Source organism: Apibacter muscae (assembly GCF_007845635.1).
Classification (GTDB): domain Bacteria; phylum Bacteroidota; class Bacteroidia; order Flavobacteriales; family Weeksellaceae; genus Apibacter; species Apibacter muscae.
In genome coordinates, this window is record NZ_SELG01000033.1 from 133,033 (window position 1) to 151,498 (window position 18,466).

General features: G+C 29.8%; 15 protein-coding genes. 7 read left to right on the plus strand and 8 right to left on the minus strand.

The annotated features are described in order from the left end of the window. Positions 1-77: 77 nt before the first annotated feature. Positions 78-929 (plus strand): mechanosensitive ion channel family protein, encoded by an 852-nt coding sequence (locus ETU08_RS07115; RefSeq protein ID WP_146262338.1) that lies wholly within the window; start codon positions 78-80, stop codon positions 927-929. Positions 930-980: 51 nt separating this feature from the next. On the opposite strand, the gene ETU08_RS07120 is transcribed toward ETU08_RS07115, so the two are convergent. The 6 genes from ETU08_RS07120 to ETU08_RS07145 form a co-directional block, all read right to left on the minus strand. After that, entirely contained in the window at positions 981-2,129 is a 1,149-nt protein-coding gene (locus tag ETU08_RS07120) for an acetyltransferase domain-containing protein (RefSeq protein ID WP_146262339.1), read from the minus strand. 170 nt (positions 2,130-2,299) lie between these two features. Continuing rightward, a complete protein-coding gene (gene purD / locus ETU08_RS07125) occupies positions 2,300-3,535 on the minus strand; it encodes a phosphoribosylamine--glycine ligase (protein WP_146262340.1) in 1,236 nt (411 codons plus the stop codon). A gap of 166 nt (positions 3,536-3,701) precedes the next feature. Further along, positions 3,702-4,829 carry a porin gene (locus ETU08_RS07130; RefSeq protein WP_146262341.1) on the minus strand — a complete coding sequence of 376 codons (1,128 nt, stop codon included), beginning with the start codon at positions 4,827-4,829 and terminating at the stop codon, positions 3,702-3,704. A 48-nt stretch (positions 4,830-4,877) separates the two neighbouring features. Then, entirely contained in the window at positions 4,878-5,942 is a 1,065-nt protein-coding gene (locus tag ETU08_RS07135; protein WP_146262342.1) for a type II asparaginase, read from the minus strand. Positions 5,943-6,189: 247 nt separating this feature from the next. Continuing rightward, positions 6,190-7,593, minus strand: coding sequence for an aspartate ammonia-lyase (gene aspA / locus ETU08_RS07140; protein ID WP_146262343.1), 1,404 nt, complete (start codon positions 7,591-7,593; stop codon positions 6,190-6,192). A gap of 18 nt (positions 7,594-7,611) precedes the next feature. Then, positions 7,612-8,970, minus strand: a complete 1,359-nt coding sequence (locus ETU08_RS07145) for an anaerobic C4-dicarboxylate transporter family protein (RefSeq protein WP_260391071.1) — start codon at positions 8,968-8,970, stop codon at positions 7,612-7,614. Between the two features lie 219 nt (positions 8,971-9,189). Between ETU08_RS07145 and ETU08_RS07150 the strand changes: the two genes are divergently transcribed. The 4 genes from ETU08_RS07150 to menD all read left to right on the plus strand — a co-directional run bounded on the left by ETU08_RS07150 (position 9,190) and on the right by menD (position 14,146). After that, positions 9,190-9,840, plus strand: coding sequence for a Crp/Fnr family transcriptional regulator (locus ETU08_RS07150; RefSeq protein ID WP_146262344.1), 651 nt, complete (start codon positions 9,190-9,192; stop codon positions 9,838-9,840). Positions 9,841-9,928: 88 nt separating this feature from the next. After that, positions 9,929-11,605: a DEAD/DEAH box helicase gene (locus ETU08_RS07155; RefSeq protein ID WP_146262345.1), complete on the plus strand. Its 1,677-nt coding sequence runs from the start codon at positions 9,929-9,931 to the stop codon at positions 11,603-11,605. A gap of 45 nt (positions 11,606-11,650) precedes the next feature. Then, the gene (gene fabG / locus ETU08_RS07160) at positions 11,651-12,397 is read left to right on the plus strand and encodes a 3-oxoacyl-[acyl-carrier-protein] reductase (protein ID WP_146262346.1); all 747 of its coding nucleotides are present in this window, start codon (positions 11,651-11,653) and stop codon (positions 12,395-12,397) included. Between the two features lie 75 nt (positions 12,398-12,472). Next, the gene (menD, locus tag ETU08_RS07165; protein ID WP_146262347.1) at positions 12,473-14,146 is read left to right on the plus strand and encodes a 2-succinyl-5-enolpyruvyl-6-hydroxy-3-cyclohexene-1-carboxylic-acid synthase; all 1,674 of its coding nucleotides are present in this window, start codon (positions 12,473-12,475) and stop codon (positions 14,144-14,146) included. Between the two features lie 92 nt (positions 14,147-14,238). On the opposite strand, the gene ETU08_RS07170 is transcribed toward menD, so the two are convergent. After that, positions 14,239-15,660 (minus strand): OmpA family protein, encoded by a 1,422-nt coding sequence (locus ETU08_RS07170; protein ID WP_146262348.1) that lies wholly within the window; start codon positions 15,658-15,660, stop codon positions 14,239-14,241. 107 nt (positions 15,661-15,767) lie between these two features. Further along, the gene (gene folK / locus ETU08_RS07175; protein WP_146262349.1) at positions 15,768-16,178 is read right to left on the minus strand and encodes a 2-amino-4-hydroxy-6-hydroxymethyldihydropteridine diphosphokinase; all 411 of its coding nucleotides are present in this window, start codon (positions 16,176-16,178) and stop codon (positions 15,768-15,770) included. Positions 16,179-16,448: 270 nt separating this feature from the next. On the opposite strand from folK, the gene ETU08_RS07180 reads away from it, so the two are divergent. After that, positions 16,449-17,477: a rod shape-determining protein gene (locus tag ETU08_RS07180; protein ID WP_146262350.1), complete on the plus strand. Its 1,029-nt coding sequence runs from the start codon at positions 16,449-16,451 to the stop codon at positions 17,475-17,477. Between the two features lie 27 nt (positions 17,478-17,504). After that, a complete protein-coding gene (gene mreC / locus ETU08_RS07185; RefSeq protein ID WP_146262351.1) occupies positions 17,505-18,332 on the plus strand; it encodes a rod shape-determining protein MreC in 828 nt (275 codons plus the stop codon). Positions 18,333-18,466 lie beyond the last annotated feature (134 nt).

Below are 18,466 nucleotides of genomic sequence, written 5' to 3' on the forward strand. Positions count from 1 at the left end.
TATGAAATAATTTACACCATATTTTATTCTAATCAAACATATTTAATTAAATTTACATCTATCTTTAAATTAATCACATGTTTTTATATCAAATTAAATTGGAGAATATATTAAATACAGAAACAATTAAGATAATACTGGATAAGTTTTGGATATTAATCTTTGATTTAGGATTAAAGATTATCATATGTACATTAATATATATTGTTGGTAGATTTTTAATTAAATGGCTAAAAAAGATTCTTCGTCACATTTTAGATACTAGAGATATAGATAAATCTGTAAAAAGTTTTTTAAATAACTTAATTCATATCTCTTTAAACATAATACTAATTCTTGTAATTGTTGGAATATTAGGCATACAAACCACCTCTTTTGCTGCAATTTTAGCTTCTGCCGGTTTAGCCATTGGTATGGCTATGAAAGATAATCTTAGCAATTTTGCCGGGGGTGTTATGATCCTACTTAATAAACCCATAAAAATTGGTGATTATATTGCTGTTCAAAATACGGAGGGTACAGTTAAATCGATTGGAATTTTATATACAACTCTGGTAACTTCTGATAACAAAACTATATTTATACCTAACGGACCTTTATCTTCAGGGAATATTCTAAATTATTCTACCCAAACTATGCGTAAGGTTGCTATAACCGTAGGGGTAGATTACGGAACTTCTATGGCTAAAATTAAACAAATTTTAAATGAAATAATTATTGAAAACCCATTAGTTCAAAATACCCCTCAACCCTTCATAGGTCTCCATAAATTAAATGATAGTTCCATAGATATTCTGATCTCTGTTTGGGCTAATACACCTGATTATTGGACGGTTTACTATTATCTTAACGAAACTATCTATGAAAGATTTGAAAAAGAAAATATTAATATTCCTTTTCCACAGTTAACCGTTCACTTACCAAAGTAATTTAAAGTTTTTAGGTCTATATCTTTAAGTATAATAACAATAACTTGATCATTATAGATACTTAAGCCATCTAATTTCTTTATGATTTTTTTTAAATTTTGAGAACCACTGTACTAATGGATATAAAACTACAGCCAGACAGATTGTAACTACCCAAATTTGCCATACATCTTTAAATCCAAAATATTCACCCTGATTGTATCCCCAAATTTGGACACATAGTATGTATAAAATTTTCAATACGTATAAATGCAATATATAAAAAAACATAGGTGCACTACCTAAAGTCTCTAAAAATTTAATATCATGTTTAGTACTAATAAGTTCAAAAATATATAACAATATAAAACTTAGCGATAAGGTTAATAATAAAAAAAGAAACGATGGTGGATATTTGGTTATGTTAAAAAAACTCATCCACGTTAATGTGGGGTTCGTAAAAAATTCCCAAGGTTTTTCTCCATAGAAATTTAGATACCTTATAACCATAAATAGAATGAACATTAATATCCCGGTATATAATAATATTTTACGTCTAAATGGGCTTGGAGTTGATTTATTAAAAATCCAACCTAGAGAGTAGCCTAAACTTATTACGCCAATCCATGGTAGTATAGGATAAGAGGTTCTGATTTTTAAATAAGTAAATTCAATCCATCCTCTATCATGTAAAATCGACCAGGGTATATAAAATATTGAATCTTTATTGAAATGAATAGAATCTAATAAATTATGCCCTACAATAATTGATATTGCTATTAAGAACAATAATTTTCTAGGTATCCATAATAATACGGATAAAATTACCATACTAATTCCTATCGCCCAAATAACTTGCAGATATATAATTTTGGGAGGAAAAATTCCTGTCCATGCGTAATTAATTAAGGTTAATTCCAATACAATTAGAAATATTCCTCTTTTAAATAAAAATTTAAATACTTCTTTTTTGCTTCCACCTCTACTTACCTGAAATAAATAGGCAGATATTCCCGCCAAAAAAACAAATGATGGTGCACAAATATGTGCTAGAGTTCTATTTATGAATAGTGAAGTTGAAACCTGGCTAACATCTATAGGATCGGAAAGTTGTAAATGAAGAAAAAATGTTTCTCTTACATGGTCCAAGAGCATCAATAATATAACTAATCCTCTTAGCATATCTATAGAAGTAATTCTTTTAAATTTAATGGAAGTCATAAAGTTAAATAAAGCTATTTAAATGTTAATTGTCTAAAATTACAAATTAAAATATTTTATATGTTACACATTAAAAAAATTAATTAAGATTTTTTTATATTAATTATTCTATAAACAAACAAAAAGCGATTAAAAAATTAATCGCTTTTTGTTTGTTTAAGATAAAAAATCTATATTTCTCCGATATCATGTCTAAAATATTCATAATCAAAATGAACATTTTTAATATCATTGTATGCAATCTTTCTTGCATCTTCTAAAGAATTCCCTACACCCACTACATTAAGTACTCTTCCCCCAGAGGTTACAATTTTATGGTCCTTATTTGTTGCTCCTGCTATAAACCATGTGGTATTTACCTTATCAAGTCCTCTAATTTCAAACCCTTTTTCATAATTTAGTGGATATCCTCCGGAAGTTAAAACTACACATACGGAATGCTTTTCTTCCCAATCTAAATTAATAGGTTCTCCATGAAGTGCTGAATTAAATACCTCTAAAAGGTTATTTTTCAACAAAGGAAGTACTGCTTGAGTTTCAGGGTCTCCCATTCTCATGTTATACTCTAATAAATACACTCCATCTTTAGTAATCATTAAACCGAAAAATATAACACCTGCAAAAAATAATTTTTCTTCTTTTAAACCCTTTAGGGTAGGTTGTAATATATCTTTTTTAAATGCTTCAAAATGTTCATTGGTAAAATAAGGATTGGGTGCAACTACGCCCATACCTCCGGTGTTTAATCCTGTTTCTCCTTCACCAATCTTTTTATGATCTTTGGCTGATATAAATGGAAATATATCTTTCCCATTGTATATGGATAAGATAGAGGCTTCAAATCCTTCTAAATATTCTTCAATCACAACATGTGCACCAGCGTCCCCAAAAATTTTTTTATTTAATATATCATCTAAAGTCTTTTCAGCTTCGTATTGATCCTCACAAATTACTACCCCCTTCCCTGCTGCTAAGCCATCTGCTTTAATTACTAATGGATATTCATGATCTTTAGCATATTCGTGGGCTTCAGTAAAATTATTAAACACTTTATATTTGGCGGTTTTTACCCCATATTTATGCATAAAATTTTTAGCAAACTCTTTACTTCCTTCTAGCAAAGCAGCAGCTTTATGTGGTCCTAATATTTTTAAACCATTTCTTTGAAAACTATCAACAATACCATCTACCAACAATTCTTCAGAACCTACAATTGTTAAATCAATTTCAGTTTTTTCTGCAAATTCGGTTAATTGTGAAATCGTTTGTAAGTTTAAATTTTCACCCAAGGTTTCTGTACCCGCATTTCCTTTACTAAAGTATAGGGTTGCTTCTGGATTGTCCTTCTTAATCTTCCAACCAATTGCATGTTCTCTACCTCCATTCCCAATAATTAATATTTTCATAAAAATATGATTTAATTGTACCTTTATTTGTAAAGACAAATATATATTAAAAAAGGAAAATTATAAATCTATATAGTAGATATTTTACTATTATAATGTGTGATTTATAAACAAAAAAAGAAGAAATAAATTATTTCTTCTTTTTTATTATTTATTTAAATCTAGATTACATGATTTTAAATAACCATCTCATACCTACTATAACATAATTAGTATCAAAGCTATCTAAAGATTTGAAATCACCTGAATAATCTGTATTATTATATCCATATATTGCGTGAAGTCTTAAGTTTTCAAGCAATGGATTGCCTTTAAATGGATAATATTCTAATCCTCCTTGTATACCCGTAATTGAATAAGAGCCTCCTGATTGAAGATCTTTTCTATGACTCCAAGTTCCTCTTAAAATGGGTTGGAATTTACCTAAATCGTATTTCATATATACGGATGCTGCTTGGTCTCTTACCTCTCTTAAATCTCCTTCATTATAAATAGGAACTACTGAATTAAAATCCATAGTTCTTGTACCTATATACCAATCTAAATTGGTAGAAAATTTATTTATATTTAATTGATTCCCTAAAGTGTACCATCCAAAGTACTTACTTCCGTCGTGTTGAAAAAGTCCAAGCCCGTATCTAGTTTTAACAACTCCATCAAATAAATCTCCTTCCCATAAAAATAGTCCAGCTAAAGCTTTATTTGAGTAATTTTTATCTGCAAATTGTGGTGCTGTAGAATTAACGACTTGCACGTTGAAAACTTGTTTTGCAACTTTATAAGATACATTTAAACCTGTTGCATAACTTTCTAAATCGTTATAGATCATACTAGGTATGTACACATCCGCAGGATTGTAATTGTATTCAAATGTACCAAATATTACAAATTGTCTACCCACTCTAAATGTCCATCTTTTACCAGCATCAAATTCTAAATATGCAAAATCAGTTGCATAACCGGCATTATCTCTAGCTAATGTAGTTTGGGGTCTATTCAATCTCTGTCTCAACATATATCTTATGCCTGGAGTTATTTGGCCGTCTGCTACAATTTTTAGAGTTTGAGTAACTAAAGAGTTTTGTTCTGTTTCTTTTTCATTAAAAACTCCTTGATAATCAAATCGGGTATCTAATTTAATATTTATTAACTCTTTGTTTTTTAAAAGATAGTCTACAACCGTTTTTATTCCTGGCTCAGTACTCGTATTCGCAGACTTAACACTGTCTGGAACCTGTGCTTTAAGACTTATTATTGATACAAAGAGAAAGAAAGTTGCTAAAGTTTTCTTCATTTTTTAATTTGTTTTTTTGATTTGTTTTTTAATTTATATTCTTATCTATTAGTATTCAGTAAACATTCTTTGGATTTCTTTGTAATCCTTAGTCTTCGTTAAGGCTAACATTAATAAAATCCTAGATTTTTGAGGTGTTAAAAACCATGAAGCTGCAAAATTTCTAGCATCATCATCAATTTCATCCCACTGTGCAGTTGGTCCTACCGGTAGTCGAGACGATCTTACCACTGGTATACCTTTTTTAGCTGTTTCTGTTAATGCATTTAGTACATCGGTAGACATGTTTCCATTTCCCACTCCTCCATATACTATTCCTTTGGTATTTGCTTTAACTGCTGCATCAACAAATAATCGATCTGCATTGGCATATCCAGTAATTATATCTACTCTGGGTAAAACCGTTAAATTGGTAATATCAAATTCAGAATTGTTTGTATGTTTCTTAGTTGATTTTCTTGTAAAATAAGGTTTCCCATCGTATATGAACCCTAAATATCCATAATTTGGGTTATCAAAACTTCCTACTTCAAGGGTGTGGACTTTTTCAATATCATCTGCTCCTAAAATTTTATCGTCCATAACTACCATAACTCCTTGATCACTAGCGGACGGATCTGCTGCACATGCTACTGCATTAAATAAATTCCTAGGTCCATCTGCGCTTATTGCTGTTGAAGGTCTCATAGCTCCAACTAGTACAATGGGTTTATTAGTTTTAGCTGTTAAATTTAAAAAATATGAGGTCTCTTCCATGGTATCTGTTCCATGTGTAATTACAAAACCTGCCACATTCTCATCTTTCGCTAACTCATTTATACGCTTTACTAACTTCAACCAAACATCAATGTTCATGTCTTGGCTTCCTATATTAGCAATTTGTTCACTTTTAATATCAGCAACTTTAGCCAAATCAGGTACAGCTTTCAATAATTGATCAACCCCTATGCTTCCTGCTTTATAAGCTGAAGAGGTTGATGATTCACCAGTTCCTGCAATAGTTCCACCCGTTGCTAAAACATATATTGTTGGTTTTTTTTGAGCATCAATGAATAGTACAGATAGTACTACCATCGCTAAAGCTATAAATCTTTTAAATTCTTTTAAATTCATTTTTATTTGGGTTTAATATTTCAATTTATAAATTTAAACTGCAAAGTTTTAAGAATCGTGGCAAATATATAATAAACAGGAAAATCAATGCTATGATTTTTACACCTTTTCAAAAAAATTATGTAATTATTAATTTTTTCAATCATATATTATCTAAACTTATTTATTTTTTAATAAAAAATAAAACTTAAAAAGCCTATGTAAAATTTATTACATAGGCTTTTTAACAATAATTTTACTGTTATTGTTAGTTATATTTATGAGGTCCTAACATATTTTCAGGATTTAAAATTTCGTCTAGCTTTTCTTTTGATAATAGTTTGTATTCCAGAACTAGATCATACACACTTTTGTTTTTTTCCAAAGCTTCTTTGGCTACTTTTGTACTATTTTTATATCCAATATAAGGATTTAATGCAGTAACGATTCCTATACTATTTAATACCATATCTTTACAATGTTGCTCATTAGCTGTAATTCCATCTATACAATTAATTCTTAAACAATCTAGGGCATTAATTAATATATGAACAGATTCTAAAATACTGTAAGCAATTACAGGTTCCATAACATTTAATTGCAATTGTCCAGACTCTGCTGCCATAGTAACCGTTAAATCATTTCCTATGACTTTAAAGCAGGTTTGATTCATGGCTTCAGGTATCACTGGATTTACTTTTCCAGGCATAATGGAAGATCCGGGTTGCATGGCTGGTAAGTTTATTTCATTTAATCCACATCTAGGCCCTGAGGATAGCAGTCTTAAATCATTACAAATTTTGGAAAGCTTAATAGCCACTCTTTTTAATGCCGATGAATATATTACATAAGAACCGGTATCCGGTGTTGCCTCTACCAAGTTTTTTGCAGATACAAACGGATGCCCAGAGATTTTAGCCAATTTTTCAGCGCATAATTCTGCATAGCCGGGTATAGCATTTAATCCTGTACCAATGGCGGTAGCTCCCATATTAATTTCTAAAAATAAATTTGAGTTTTGGGTTAATCGATCTACATCTTCGCTTAAAGTTTCAGCAAATGCTTCAAATTCTTGCCCCAATGTCATTGGTACTGCATCTTGCAACTGGGTTCTTCCCATTTTTAAAACAGACTTAAAGCTTTTGCCTTTTTCTCTGAAAGAATTGATAAGTAATTGTAAATGCTCAATTAAAATCGCATTGGAATTAATAGCTGCTAACTTTATTGAAGTTGGATAAGCATCGTTAGTGGACTGCGAAAGGTTTACATGGTCATGCGGAGAACAATACTGGTATTCTCCTTTTTGATGTCCCATTATTTCTAAAGCTATATTCGCAACTACTTCATTTATATTCATATTGGTTGAAGTTCCAGCACCACCTTGGATAACATCGCTAGGAAATTCATTGTTATATTTCCCCTCAATTACTTTTTTACATGCCTTTACAATTGCATCTTTAATTTTTTCATCCAATACACCCAATTCAAAATTGGTTTCAGCCGCTGCCCACTTTACATAGGCAAGTGCTTTAATCAATTCAGGATACTGCGATAATTTTATCCCGGTAATGTGGAAATTATTTACCGCTCTTTGAGTTTGAACTCCGTAATAAGCATCTACTGGTACTTGTAAATCCCCTATTAAATCGTTTTCTATTCTATACATAACTATTTATTTGATTTTGTTTGATTAAAGTATTAGATAAGCGATAATAAATCCCATAGAAACAGATATTATCGTTGCAATGAATCCTGGTATCTGGAAAGAATGATTAATAACATATTTTCCAATACTAGTAGTACCTGTCCTATCAAAATTTATCGCAGCTACTATGGTAGGATAGTTTGGAATAAAAAAGTATCCATTCACCGCTGGAAACATAGCTATTAAACTAGGAATTGGTATACCTAATGAAACCCCTAAAGGCATTAATGCTCTTACTGTTGCTGCTTGGCTAAACAACATAATTGACATTAAAAATAGAGCAATAGCAAACGTCCACGGATGTTCTGTTACCATATGGGTAAGTAATCCTTTAAAGAAATCAATATTTGCTCCGAAAAAAGTATCCCCCATCCAAGCTATACCAAAAATTGCTATAACTGCCTGCATTCCTGCTGAAAAAATATTCCCTTTAGCTATTTGAACAACATTAGTTTTTGTAATGAGTATCATCAGCCCTGCTGAAGCTAGCATAATTATTTCTATAATGTGTGACATCTCCATATAAGCACCGTTCCAAGAGGGTCTTAAATTATCTACGGAGCCTAATATAACAATTAGTAATACACTCAATAAAAAAATTAAAACTGAATATTTTGCTCCTTTGGAAACCTTATATTCAAATGAATTTAGATCTGTTTTCTCTTTTAATATTCCATTTTTTATTCTCTTTAAATAAGCGGAGTCTTTTTCTAAATCTTTACCAATAAACATTTGTACAACTGATGCTACTATAACTCCTATTAATGTTGAAGGTATTGAAATCATCAAAATATCCGATAATCCAATACTGGGGTTTTTAATAGCAATTACACTAAGTAAAGCTGCAGTAGCCGCCGAAATTGGACTTGCAGTTATTGCTTGTTGCGATGCAATGACTGAAATACTTAAAGGTCTTTCAGGACGAACCTTTGCTTCTGTTGCTACTTCAGATATGATGGGTAGAAGAGCATAAGCAATATGCCCAGTTCCTGCAATGAAAGTAAATAAATATGAGACAATTGGAGCAACTAATGTTATAGCTGGAGGATAAGCTCTTAAGAGTTTTTCGGCTACTTTAACCATATAATCAATACCTCCTGACGCTTGTAAAGTGCTTGCTGCTGTTATTACAGCTACAATCATTAACATAACATCTATAGGTGGAGATTGTGGTTTAAGGTTAAAAATAAAAACTAAAATAGCTAAACCAAATCCGCCAAAAATACCTAAGCTTAATCCTCCTTTTTTGGCTCCGATAAATATAGCAGCTAAAACTACTATTAATTCCATAAAAATTAGAATTTCTGAATTTAACTCCCCAAAAAAATAACTAATTATATTCATTTAAATTTGTCTTTTAATGTTGATTGAATTTTAGTAAATCATTAAAAAATATATTATTAGTTAAAAATATTTTAACAATATCTCAATAAACATTGATTTTTACATAAACAAATTTAAAGTTATTATTTTCTTAAATTCACTAAATATCAGTGAAGTTATTTTGTAAATAAATACAATATATCTACTTTTGTAAGTGAAAAAATTCACTTTTTTAGATTAATGCTTAAAAAATCCTACACAATCCCATGCTATGAGAATCTTCCTGTTGAACAACAGGAATTAATCCATAAAAATAGCAGAATTGTAGATTTTGAAGCTCGAGAGTGTGTTTTTAAACAAGGAAGCTTTGCTGTTAACATATATATAATAATTGAAGGATATTGCAAATTAACCTTTCAATCTGGAGAAAAGAAAAGAATTTTATACATACCCAAGCATAATGACCTTATAGGCAAAGATTATCTTTTAAAAGGAAACTATCCTTATAGTATGCAAACTTTAACAAGTACAAAATTTCTCATAATTCCGAAAACATTTTTCAACAGAATTTGCAGTAGCAATCCTGAATATAATTTAAAAATCACTCAACTCTTTGAATCTAAATTAATTGAAGAAATGAAATGGATGATCAATTTAAATTTTAAAAATGTTGAAGGTGCGGTGGCTATGTTTGTATTAAAATACTGTAATAAAGATTATCAAGGCATTGATCTTTCTCGTACTGAAATTGCTGATTTAATTGGATATTCAAGAGAAAGTATTATTCACACTTTAAAAAATTTTGTAAATGAAAACCTTTTAGAAACCAAGGGAAAGGAAATACAAATTAGAGATGTAAAAAAAATCATTGAAATTATAAAGTATAGTTAATAGTTCTAATCAAATACATAAAACCTTGTTTTGCAATTGTTAATTCATAAACAAGTGCTATCTTTGTATACATTTTTAAAAATTTTTAATGAATTTATTCGAGCAGTATGGTCTTTCAGGTTCTATATTAAAGGCCATCAATGAATTAGGTTATTCTGAACCTACCGAAATACAAAAACAAACTATTCCTTATTTACTATCAAAAGAAGAAGATTTAATTGCTTTAGCCCAAACTGGTACTGGCAAAACAGCAGCATTTTCTCTACCTATATTGGAGCAAATAGATGAAAATATAAAAAAAGTTCAAGCTTTAATACTTTGCCCTACTAGGGAACTATGTTTACAAATTTCAAGGGATATTGCAAATTATTCCAAATATTTGTCGAATGTTTCTTCCTTAGCCGTCTATGGAGGTTCTAGTATTTCAGATCAAATTAAAGGTTTAAAAAAGAATCCACAGATTGTGATAGGTACACCAGGACGTGTTAACGACATGATAAAAAGAGGGGTGCTTAAACTTAATGAAGTTCAATGGTTAGTTTTAGATGAAGCTGATGAAATGCTTTCTATGGGTTTTAAGCAAGAATTAGAAACCATATTAGTTGAAACTCCAAAAGATCGACGCACCTATTTATTTTCCGCCACAATGTCTAAACAGGTAGAAAGTATCGCTAAAAATTATATGAAGGGGGCTCATAAAATTTCTGCAGGTGGAATTAATGAAGTAAAAAAGAATATTACTCACAAATTTGTACTTGTTAGAGATAGACAAAAAAGTAATGGTTTAAGAAGAATATTAGATGCCAATCCAGATATATACTCAATAATTTTTTGTAGAACTAGAGTCGAAACTCAAAGTGTTGCAGACTTTCTTATGCAGCAAGGGTACTCTTGCGATGCTCTTCATGGAGATTTATCTCAAGCTCAACGAGATACGGTTATGAAAAAGTTTCGTTTGAAAAACCTTCAAATTCTTGTTGCCACTGACGTTGCAGCTAGAGGCTTAGATGTAAATGATTTGACACATGTTATTCATTTTTCATTGCCTGATGATCCTGAGGTTTTTGTACATAGAAGTGGTAGAACTGGAAGAGCTGGTAAAAATGGAGATTCTATTGCAATTATTCGTCCTAGCGAAATGTTTAAATTTAATAGGATTAAAAAGGAAACTTCTATAAAAGTGGAAGAAATGCCTATTCCTACAAAAGAAACTATTCTTAAGGCAAAAGAAATATACCTTTCGGATAAATTACTTACTGAAAATTTAGATTCAGAAAGTTTTACATTATCAAATACTCCAGATCTTTCAATTATTTCTAAAGAAGAATTATACAAACGTATTATGTATTTAGAATTAAAATCTACTTGGAATTTCTATAAAAACGAGAAAGATATTGCACCGATTGACAAAAATGAAAGAAGTACTGACAGAGGAAATAATAGTAGAGATAGAGGAAGCCGAAGAGAAAGAGACAGAAATACTAAATCTTCCAGCGATCGTTCAAATAATAGACGTAATAAAAAACAAGGAAATTTTACACGCTTCTTTTTTAATTTAGGAAAAAAAGATAATCTTAATAAGGTTACGGTTATTGACCTTATTAATAAAAATACAAAAGGAGCCAGAGCTGATATTGGAGATATTGATATTAGAGATAAATTTACTTTTTTTGAGGTTGATTCAAATTATACTACCCAATTGCTTAATAAAATTAATAAGTTAAGCTTTAACGGAAAAAGTATGTCTTTAGAAATTGCTCAATAATATTACATTTTTATAATTTTTGTTCAAATCTAAACTTTATTAAATATGAAATTACTTGAAGGAAAAACGGCAATTATAACTGGAGCTACCCGCGGGATAGGAAAAGGAATTGCTAAAGTTTTTGCTGAACATGGGGCTAATATAGCTTTTACCTATGCTTCATCTGAAAGTAAAGCTAAAGAACTTGAAAACGAATTATCTTCCATAGTTAAAATTAAAGGATATAAATCGGATGCTTCTGATTTTAATGCTACACAAAAACTAATTGATGATGTTCTTGCAGAATTTGGAAATATTGATACGGTAGTTAATAACGCTGGTATTACTAAAGATAATTTAATTCTTAGGATGAGCAAGGAAGAATGGGATGAGGTCTTAAGGGTAAACTTGGATTCAGTTTTTAATCTTACCAAAGCTGTTACTAAACCTATGATGAAGCAAAAAAAGGGTTCTATAATTAATATGAGCTCGGTTGTTGGTATTAAAGGAAATGCAGGTCAAAGCAATTATGCAGCTTCTAAAGCTGGAATAATAGGATTTTCTAAATCTATAGCGCTTGAATTAGGTTCTAGAAATATTCGTTGTAATGTTGTCGCTCCTGGATTTATAGAAACAGAAATGACGGAGGTATTAGATGAAAAAATTATTCAAGAATGGAGAAATAACATTCCTTTGAAAAGAGGTGGAACACCAGAAGATATTGCAAATGCCTGTCTTTATTTAGCCAGTGATTTATCAAACTATGTTACAGGCCATGTTTTAAATGTCAATGGTGGATTAATAACATATTGAATTTAAGTATTAAACTTAGTATAAGAGATTAAATAAGGTATTTAATCTCTTTTTTATTTAAAATTTTAAAGAATTATGTACAGTACAAAAGTTTCTGTTCAATTATTGGGTGAAATGCTTTACGCATTTGGAATTAACGATATTATTATATCACCAGGCTCTAGAAATGCTCCATTAACGATTCATTTCACGCAAGACACTAGATATAAATGCTATAGTATAGTTGATGAAAGATCCGCTGCTTTCTTTGCCTTAGGAATGGCTCAATCCAAAAAAAAACCAATTGTTATTTGTTGTACAAGTGGAACAGCTTCTGCCAATTATTATCCAGCAATAATTGAAGCTTATTATCAAAATATTCCTTTACTAATATTGACGGCTGATAGACCAGAAAATTTTGTTGATATCTTTGATGGACAAACTATTAGACAAAAAAATATTTATCATAATCATATTTATGGATCCTATCAATTATCTGAAGGAAATGATGACCAATCTATATCTGATAATTTTTTAATGATTAAAGAAGCAATTACTCAACTTTACAATTGCTCTGGCCCCATCCATATTAATATCCCTTTTTCGGAACCATTATATGAATTAACTGACACATTAAGCATAAATATTGAGAAATTAACACTTCCAAAGTTAGCATCAGACAATTATAATTGGAATCATCTACTAAATAAATGGAATTCTTATGAGAAAAAGATGATTTTAGTGGGAATGCAACAACCTAGTCCTGAATTAAATTCTTTACTCGAAAGCCTTGCACGTAGAGAAGATACCATTGTACTTACTGAAACAACCTCAAATCTAAAGTCCGATTTATTTTACTCTAATATTGATCGGTATATTTCATCATTAACCGATAAGAATATTTATGAAGAATTTAATCCTGATTTATTATTAACTATTGGGCAGAATATAGTATCTAAAAAAATTAAAGTATTTCTAAGAAATTCAAATTTAAAAGAACATTGGCATTTAGATAAACATTGGCATCCAGATACTTATTTTTGCCTGACTGAGAAAATAAAAACCAATCCTATAAATTTTCTCGAAAAATTGGATAGCCTGCCATCTAAAGAGTCATTATACTCCACATTATGGTTAAATCACAAAAAAAATAAAAATTTAAAACACGATGAATTCTTAAAAAATTCAAGTTACTCAGATTTGAAAGTTATGGAGGTTTTAGATGCTAAAATTCCAAATTTTTATAATTTACAAGTGTCCAATAGCTCAGCCATACGATATGCTCAACTATTTAATTTTAATGCTAAAAATAAAGTCTTTTGCAATAGAGGAGCCAGTGGTATCGATGGATCAAGTTCTACTGCTATAGGATTTGCTTCAGTTGAATTAAATCCGACAGTTTTAATCACTGGTGATATAGGATTTTTTTATGATATTAACGCTTTGTGGAATAAGTATATACCCAATACATTCAGAATAATCTTGATGAACAATGGTGGTGGAGACATATTCAATATCATTTCTGGTCCTGATCAAATTTCAACTGCTTTAAATGAGTTTTTTGTAACTAAACATAATAGGAATGCTAAATTAATTTCGGAAGAATTTAATCTTATATATAAAGAAATAAGTTGTATTGATGAATTAGAAAATCATTTGCCAATATTCTTTTCTTCTTCAAACCAACCTAAGATTTTGGAAATCAATACGAAGAATACATCAAATGCTAAAATATTAAGGGATTATTTTAGTTTTTTAGAAAATAACTAAAAAATAAAATTTTGCTTTTCTATGTATTGTTAATATTAAGAAATAAAAAAACCGATGGGTACATCGGTTTTTTTATTGATAATAAAGATATATTAATTGGTTTCTTCCAATAGCTTAAATACCACTCTTCTATTCTCTTTATTCTTCCACTCTGGACATTTAGATGCTGGATTACATTCTGGATTTTTTAAATCAGTCGCTCCCATACCTCTACCTGTTAATTGAGATGGACTAACTCCTTTTGATGCTAAATATTTAATTACTGATGCAACTCTTCTTTTAGATAGATTCATATTATACTCATGAGTACCTACAGCGTCCGTATGCCCTTCAACTAAAAAACTACGACCTCCACCATACTGTATAATAGCATCAGCAACTTGATCAAGAACAGGTTGTGAATCTAACGAAATTCTATCTGAATCAAAATTAAAGTTTATCCCTCCTAATTTAACGATAATATCATCATTTAAAGTTTTTGCTAACTGCTCTGGTAATGGACATCCATCGTTTGATGCCGGACCAGGAAAAGTTGGACATTTATCATATAAATCAATAACACCATCCATATCAACATCCAATGCAACTCCAGATCCATCCACTCTTGCACCTTTAGGAGTATTTAACTCTCTATCCCAATCATCACAAACTCCGTCGTCGTCTTTATCGCCAAAAACACAAACTTCAGATACTTGCTTATCTTCTAGAGTTTGAAGTTTTGTATAAATATCTCTTAATGGATCTACCCAGCCTAAGAATTCACTATGCTTACCTATTTTATAGTTAAGACCTAATGAAGTTGTAATAAAATTATCTGAGTCTCCACCTGGATGTAGATGAGCCCAAGGACCTGTTTCACCTGAACCATCAAAGGCATTATCTCCCGTAATTACATACATGGCTTTTAATAATAAATCAAATCTATTATTTAATTTATAAGCCAATCCTCCTCCGACTTGACCAAAAAATGATCCAACACCTAATTTAACATCAGCCATTTGAACATAATCTGGCCATCCACCGGCTATATCTTTAGTATATGCTTTATATTGAATGGTCCCAACACCTGCATATAAATGTAAAGCCCACCTATAATGAGACCTATTATCTACACGTCTAAATATCGAACTTAAATTTAAATCTCCTAATAAGCTTATACCTAAATAATCAGTATACGCTTTGATATCATCATCCCCGTAACCTTGATTAGTCTTACCATATTGTCCTAATAGGCTAAGCGCAAATGCATGTGAAATTTGTTTATTAATAGATAATTGGAAATCATATCCTGTTCTCCACTTACCACTAGCTCCGTTATCTATTGAAGTAAAATCAGAGGATTGTAACCATGGCAATCCTGCGTAAATGGATACTGACCAATCATTAAATTGTCTATCTGTATTATTAAAAGGCACATAGTCCGCCGTAAAATTCTCACTATTAACTGTCTGACTAAATCCTTTAAATCCTAAACAAAATAACATAAAGACAAAGAGAATACATCTTTTATTCATAACTATTTTTAAATTAATAAATATTTTTCATTCTATAATTTGTAAATTTCAATATTATTATATTGGTCTGTAAAAGTATTATTTTTTTTTTAATATAAAAAATATTTTCATTGCAATTCATATAAAATTTTAGTTGAAAATTGCCTGCTTTTCACATGCATTTGATGAGGCACAATAAGTAAATTTGATTTAAAATTTAAGTTGTTAAAATATACAATGTCTATGTCAATAATTCTATCTTGATATCTATCTTCACTTTCATAATCATATACTCTGCCCATTTTCTCCTCTATGTATTTTACTTCTCTTAATAAACTAAATGGAGACAAATGGGTTTCAATAACTAAACCTAAGTTGATAAAATTATTGGTAGAATTAAATCCTTCTGGTAAAGTTTTATGAACAATAGTCTTTTTTAAAACAATCCCAATATTTATAGCAATATGAGAAATCGCAACATTTATATTTGTTATTTTATCTCCAAGATTAGATCCAAGAATTAAAGTAGCTTTATTCATTGATATACTTTATAAAATCCAAAAATTCGAACCAAAATTATATTTATTATTTAAATTTTGTATGATATTTTACTTTAAATTTTAAATTCTAATAATATATTAATTTAATCTGTCATTAAATAATACTATTTATATAAAATAAATTTATGCCTTGTCATTTTTTTTAAAACAAGAAGTTATATCTTTGCAAATATCATTCTTAAAATTCCATAATATAGAATGTGAAAACTTAACTTTAATCATTAAATTTTACAACATTGATAAAAATAAATGGGCTTATTTGATTTTCTAACACAAGAGATAGCAATTGATTTAGGTACAGCAAATACTTTAATCATTCATAATAATAAAGTCGTAGTTGATAGTCCCTCTATTGTAGCCTTAGACAGAAGAACTGGTAAGCCTATAGCTGTTGGTGACATGGCTAAACAAATGCAAGGAAAGACTCATGATGACATTAAAACTATAAGACCTTTAAAGGATGGAGTAATTGCAGATTTTGGCGCCTCTGAACATATGATTAGAGAATTTATAAAACAAATCCCTGGGATTAAAGGTAAAATTTTCACTCCTTCACTACGTATGGTTATATGCATTCCGTCTGGAATTACGGAAGTTGAAAAAAGAGCAGTTAAAGATTCTGCTACAAAAGTAAATGCGAAAGATGTTAAATTAATATATGAGCCTATGGCTGCTGCTATTGGTGTTGGAATTGATGTTACTCAACCCAAGGGCAATATGATTATTGATATAGGGGGAGGCACAACCGAAATTGCTGTTATCGCACTTGGAGGAATTGTATGCGACAACTCAATTAAAATAGCTGGAGATGTATTTACAAATGATATTGTTTATTATCTAAGAACTCATCATAATCTATTTATAGGTGAAAAAACAGCTGAACATATAAAAATGGAAGTGGGTTCAGGTTTAGAAGAATTAGAAAGCCCTCCAGATGATTTACCGGTACAAGGGAGAGACCTCATAACTGGTAAACCTAAAGAAATTATGGTCAACTACAAAGAAATGGCTAGAGCCCTTGATAAATCAATCCTTAGAGTAGAAGATGCTATTATGGAAACTTTATCAAGAACTCCTCCTGAATTATCCGCGGATATATATAATACAGGCATATATTTAGCTGGTGGAGGTGCATTGCTTAGAGGGCTTGACCAAAGGATAAGTAGAAAAACTGGTTTACCTGTATTTATAGCTGATGATCCATTAAGAGCGGTTGTAAGAGGAACTGGAATAGCTCTTAAAAACATTGAAAAATTTGAAAATTTTTTAATAAAGTAGCATTAAAAAACTTTTAAAATTGCATAAATGTCTGTATTATCTAAGTTCTTATTAAAAAATAGCAGATTTTTTTTATTTTTATTTTTACAGACCTTAGCTCTAACATTTACTTTTAGTGAAAATATCTATCATAATTCAATATTAGAAAATAAAATTATTTCCTTTAAAGGAAGTATAGATTCTAAAATTTCTAATTTTAAATACTATTTCAATCTTAAACATGAGAATGATAGACTTTTAAAAGAAAATAATTATTACAGAAATTTATTTTTAGGTAAATCTAAAAAAATTAAGCCCGAGTATATTGAAATATTAGATTCTACAAAATATAAACAGAGCTATCATTACACCCCAGCTGATATAGTTTCAAATTCAATTAACAGAGTAAATAATTATTTAATAATTAATAAAGGTACTAGCCAAAATATCAAACCTGAAATGGGTGTGATTACATCCACTGGAGTTGTTGGTATGATTGTTAACTCAACTCCAAACTTTTCAAAGGTTATGTCTATATTAAATAAAAACACAAAAGTTAATGCTCGTTTAAGATCTAATAAATATTACGGAACTTTGTTGTGGGATGGTGAAGATTCTAGAATCATGAAACTATCTGACATACCTAAGTATGTAAATATAAACATCGGAGATACCATCGAGACTGATGGTAAATCGAGAATTTACCCAGAGGGTATTCTTATAGGTAGAATAAGTAGTAAAACTATTGACGATGAATCTGGCAACTGGGACATTTCCGTAGAATTATTTCAAGATATGGGCAATATTCAAAAAGTATATATAGTTAATAACATTGACAGAGAAGAAATTAAAAGTTTGATTGATACCATTCAATAAATGTTAAATAAATCTTTTATATATAATTTATTCATTATTCCTTTATTAATACTGGTTCAGGTTTTTGTATTTAATAATATGTATTTTACAATATCCAATCATAAATATATACCTATTATATATATAATTTGGAT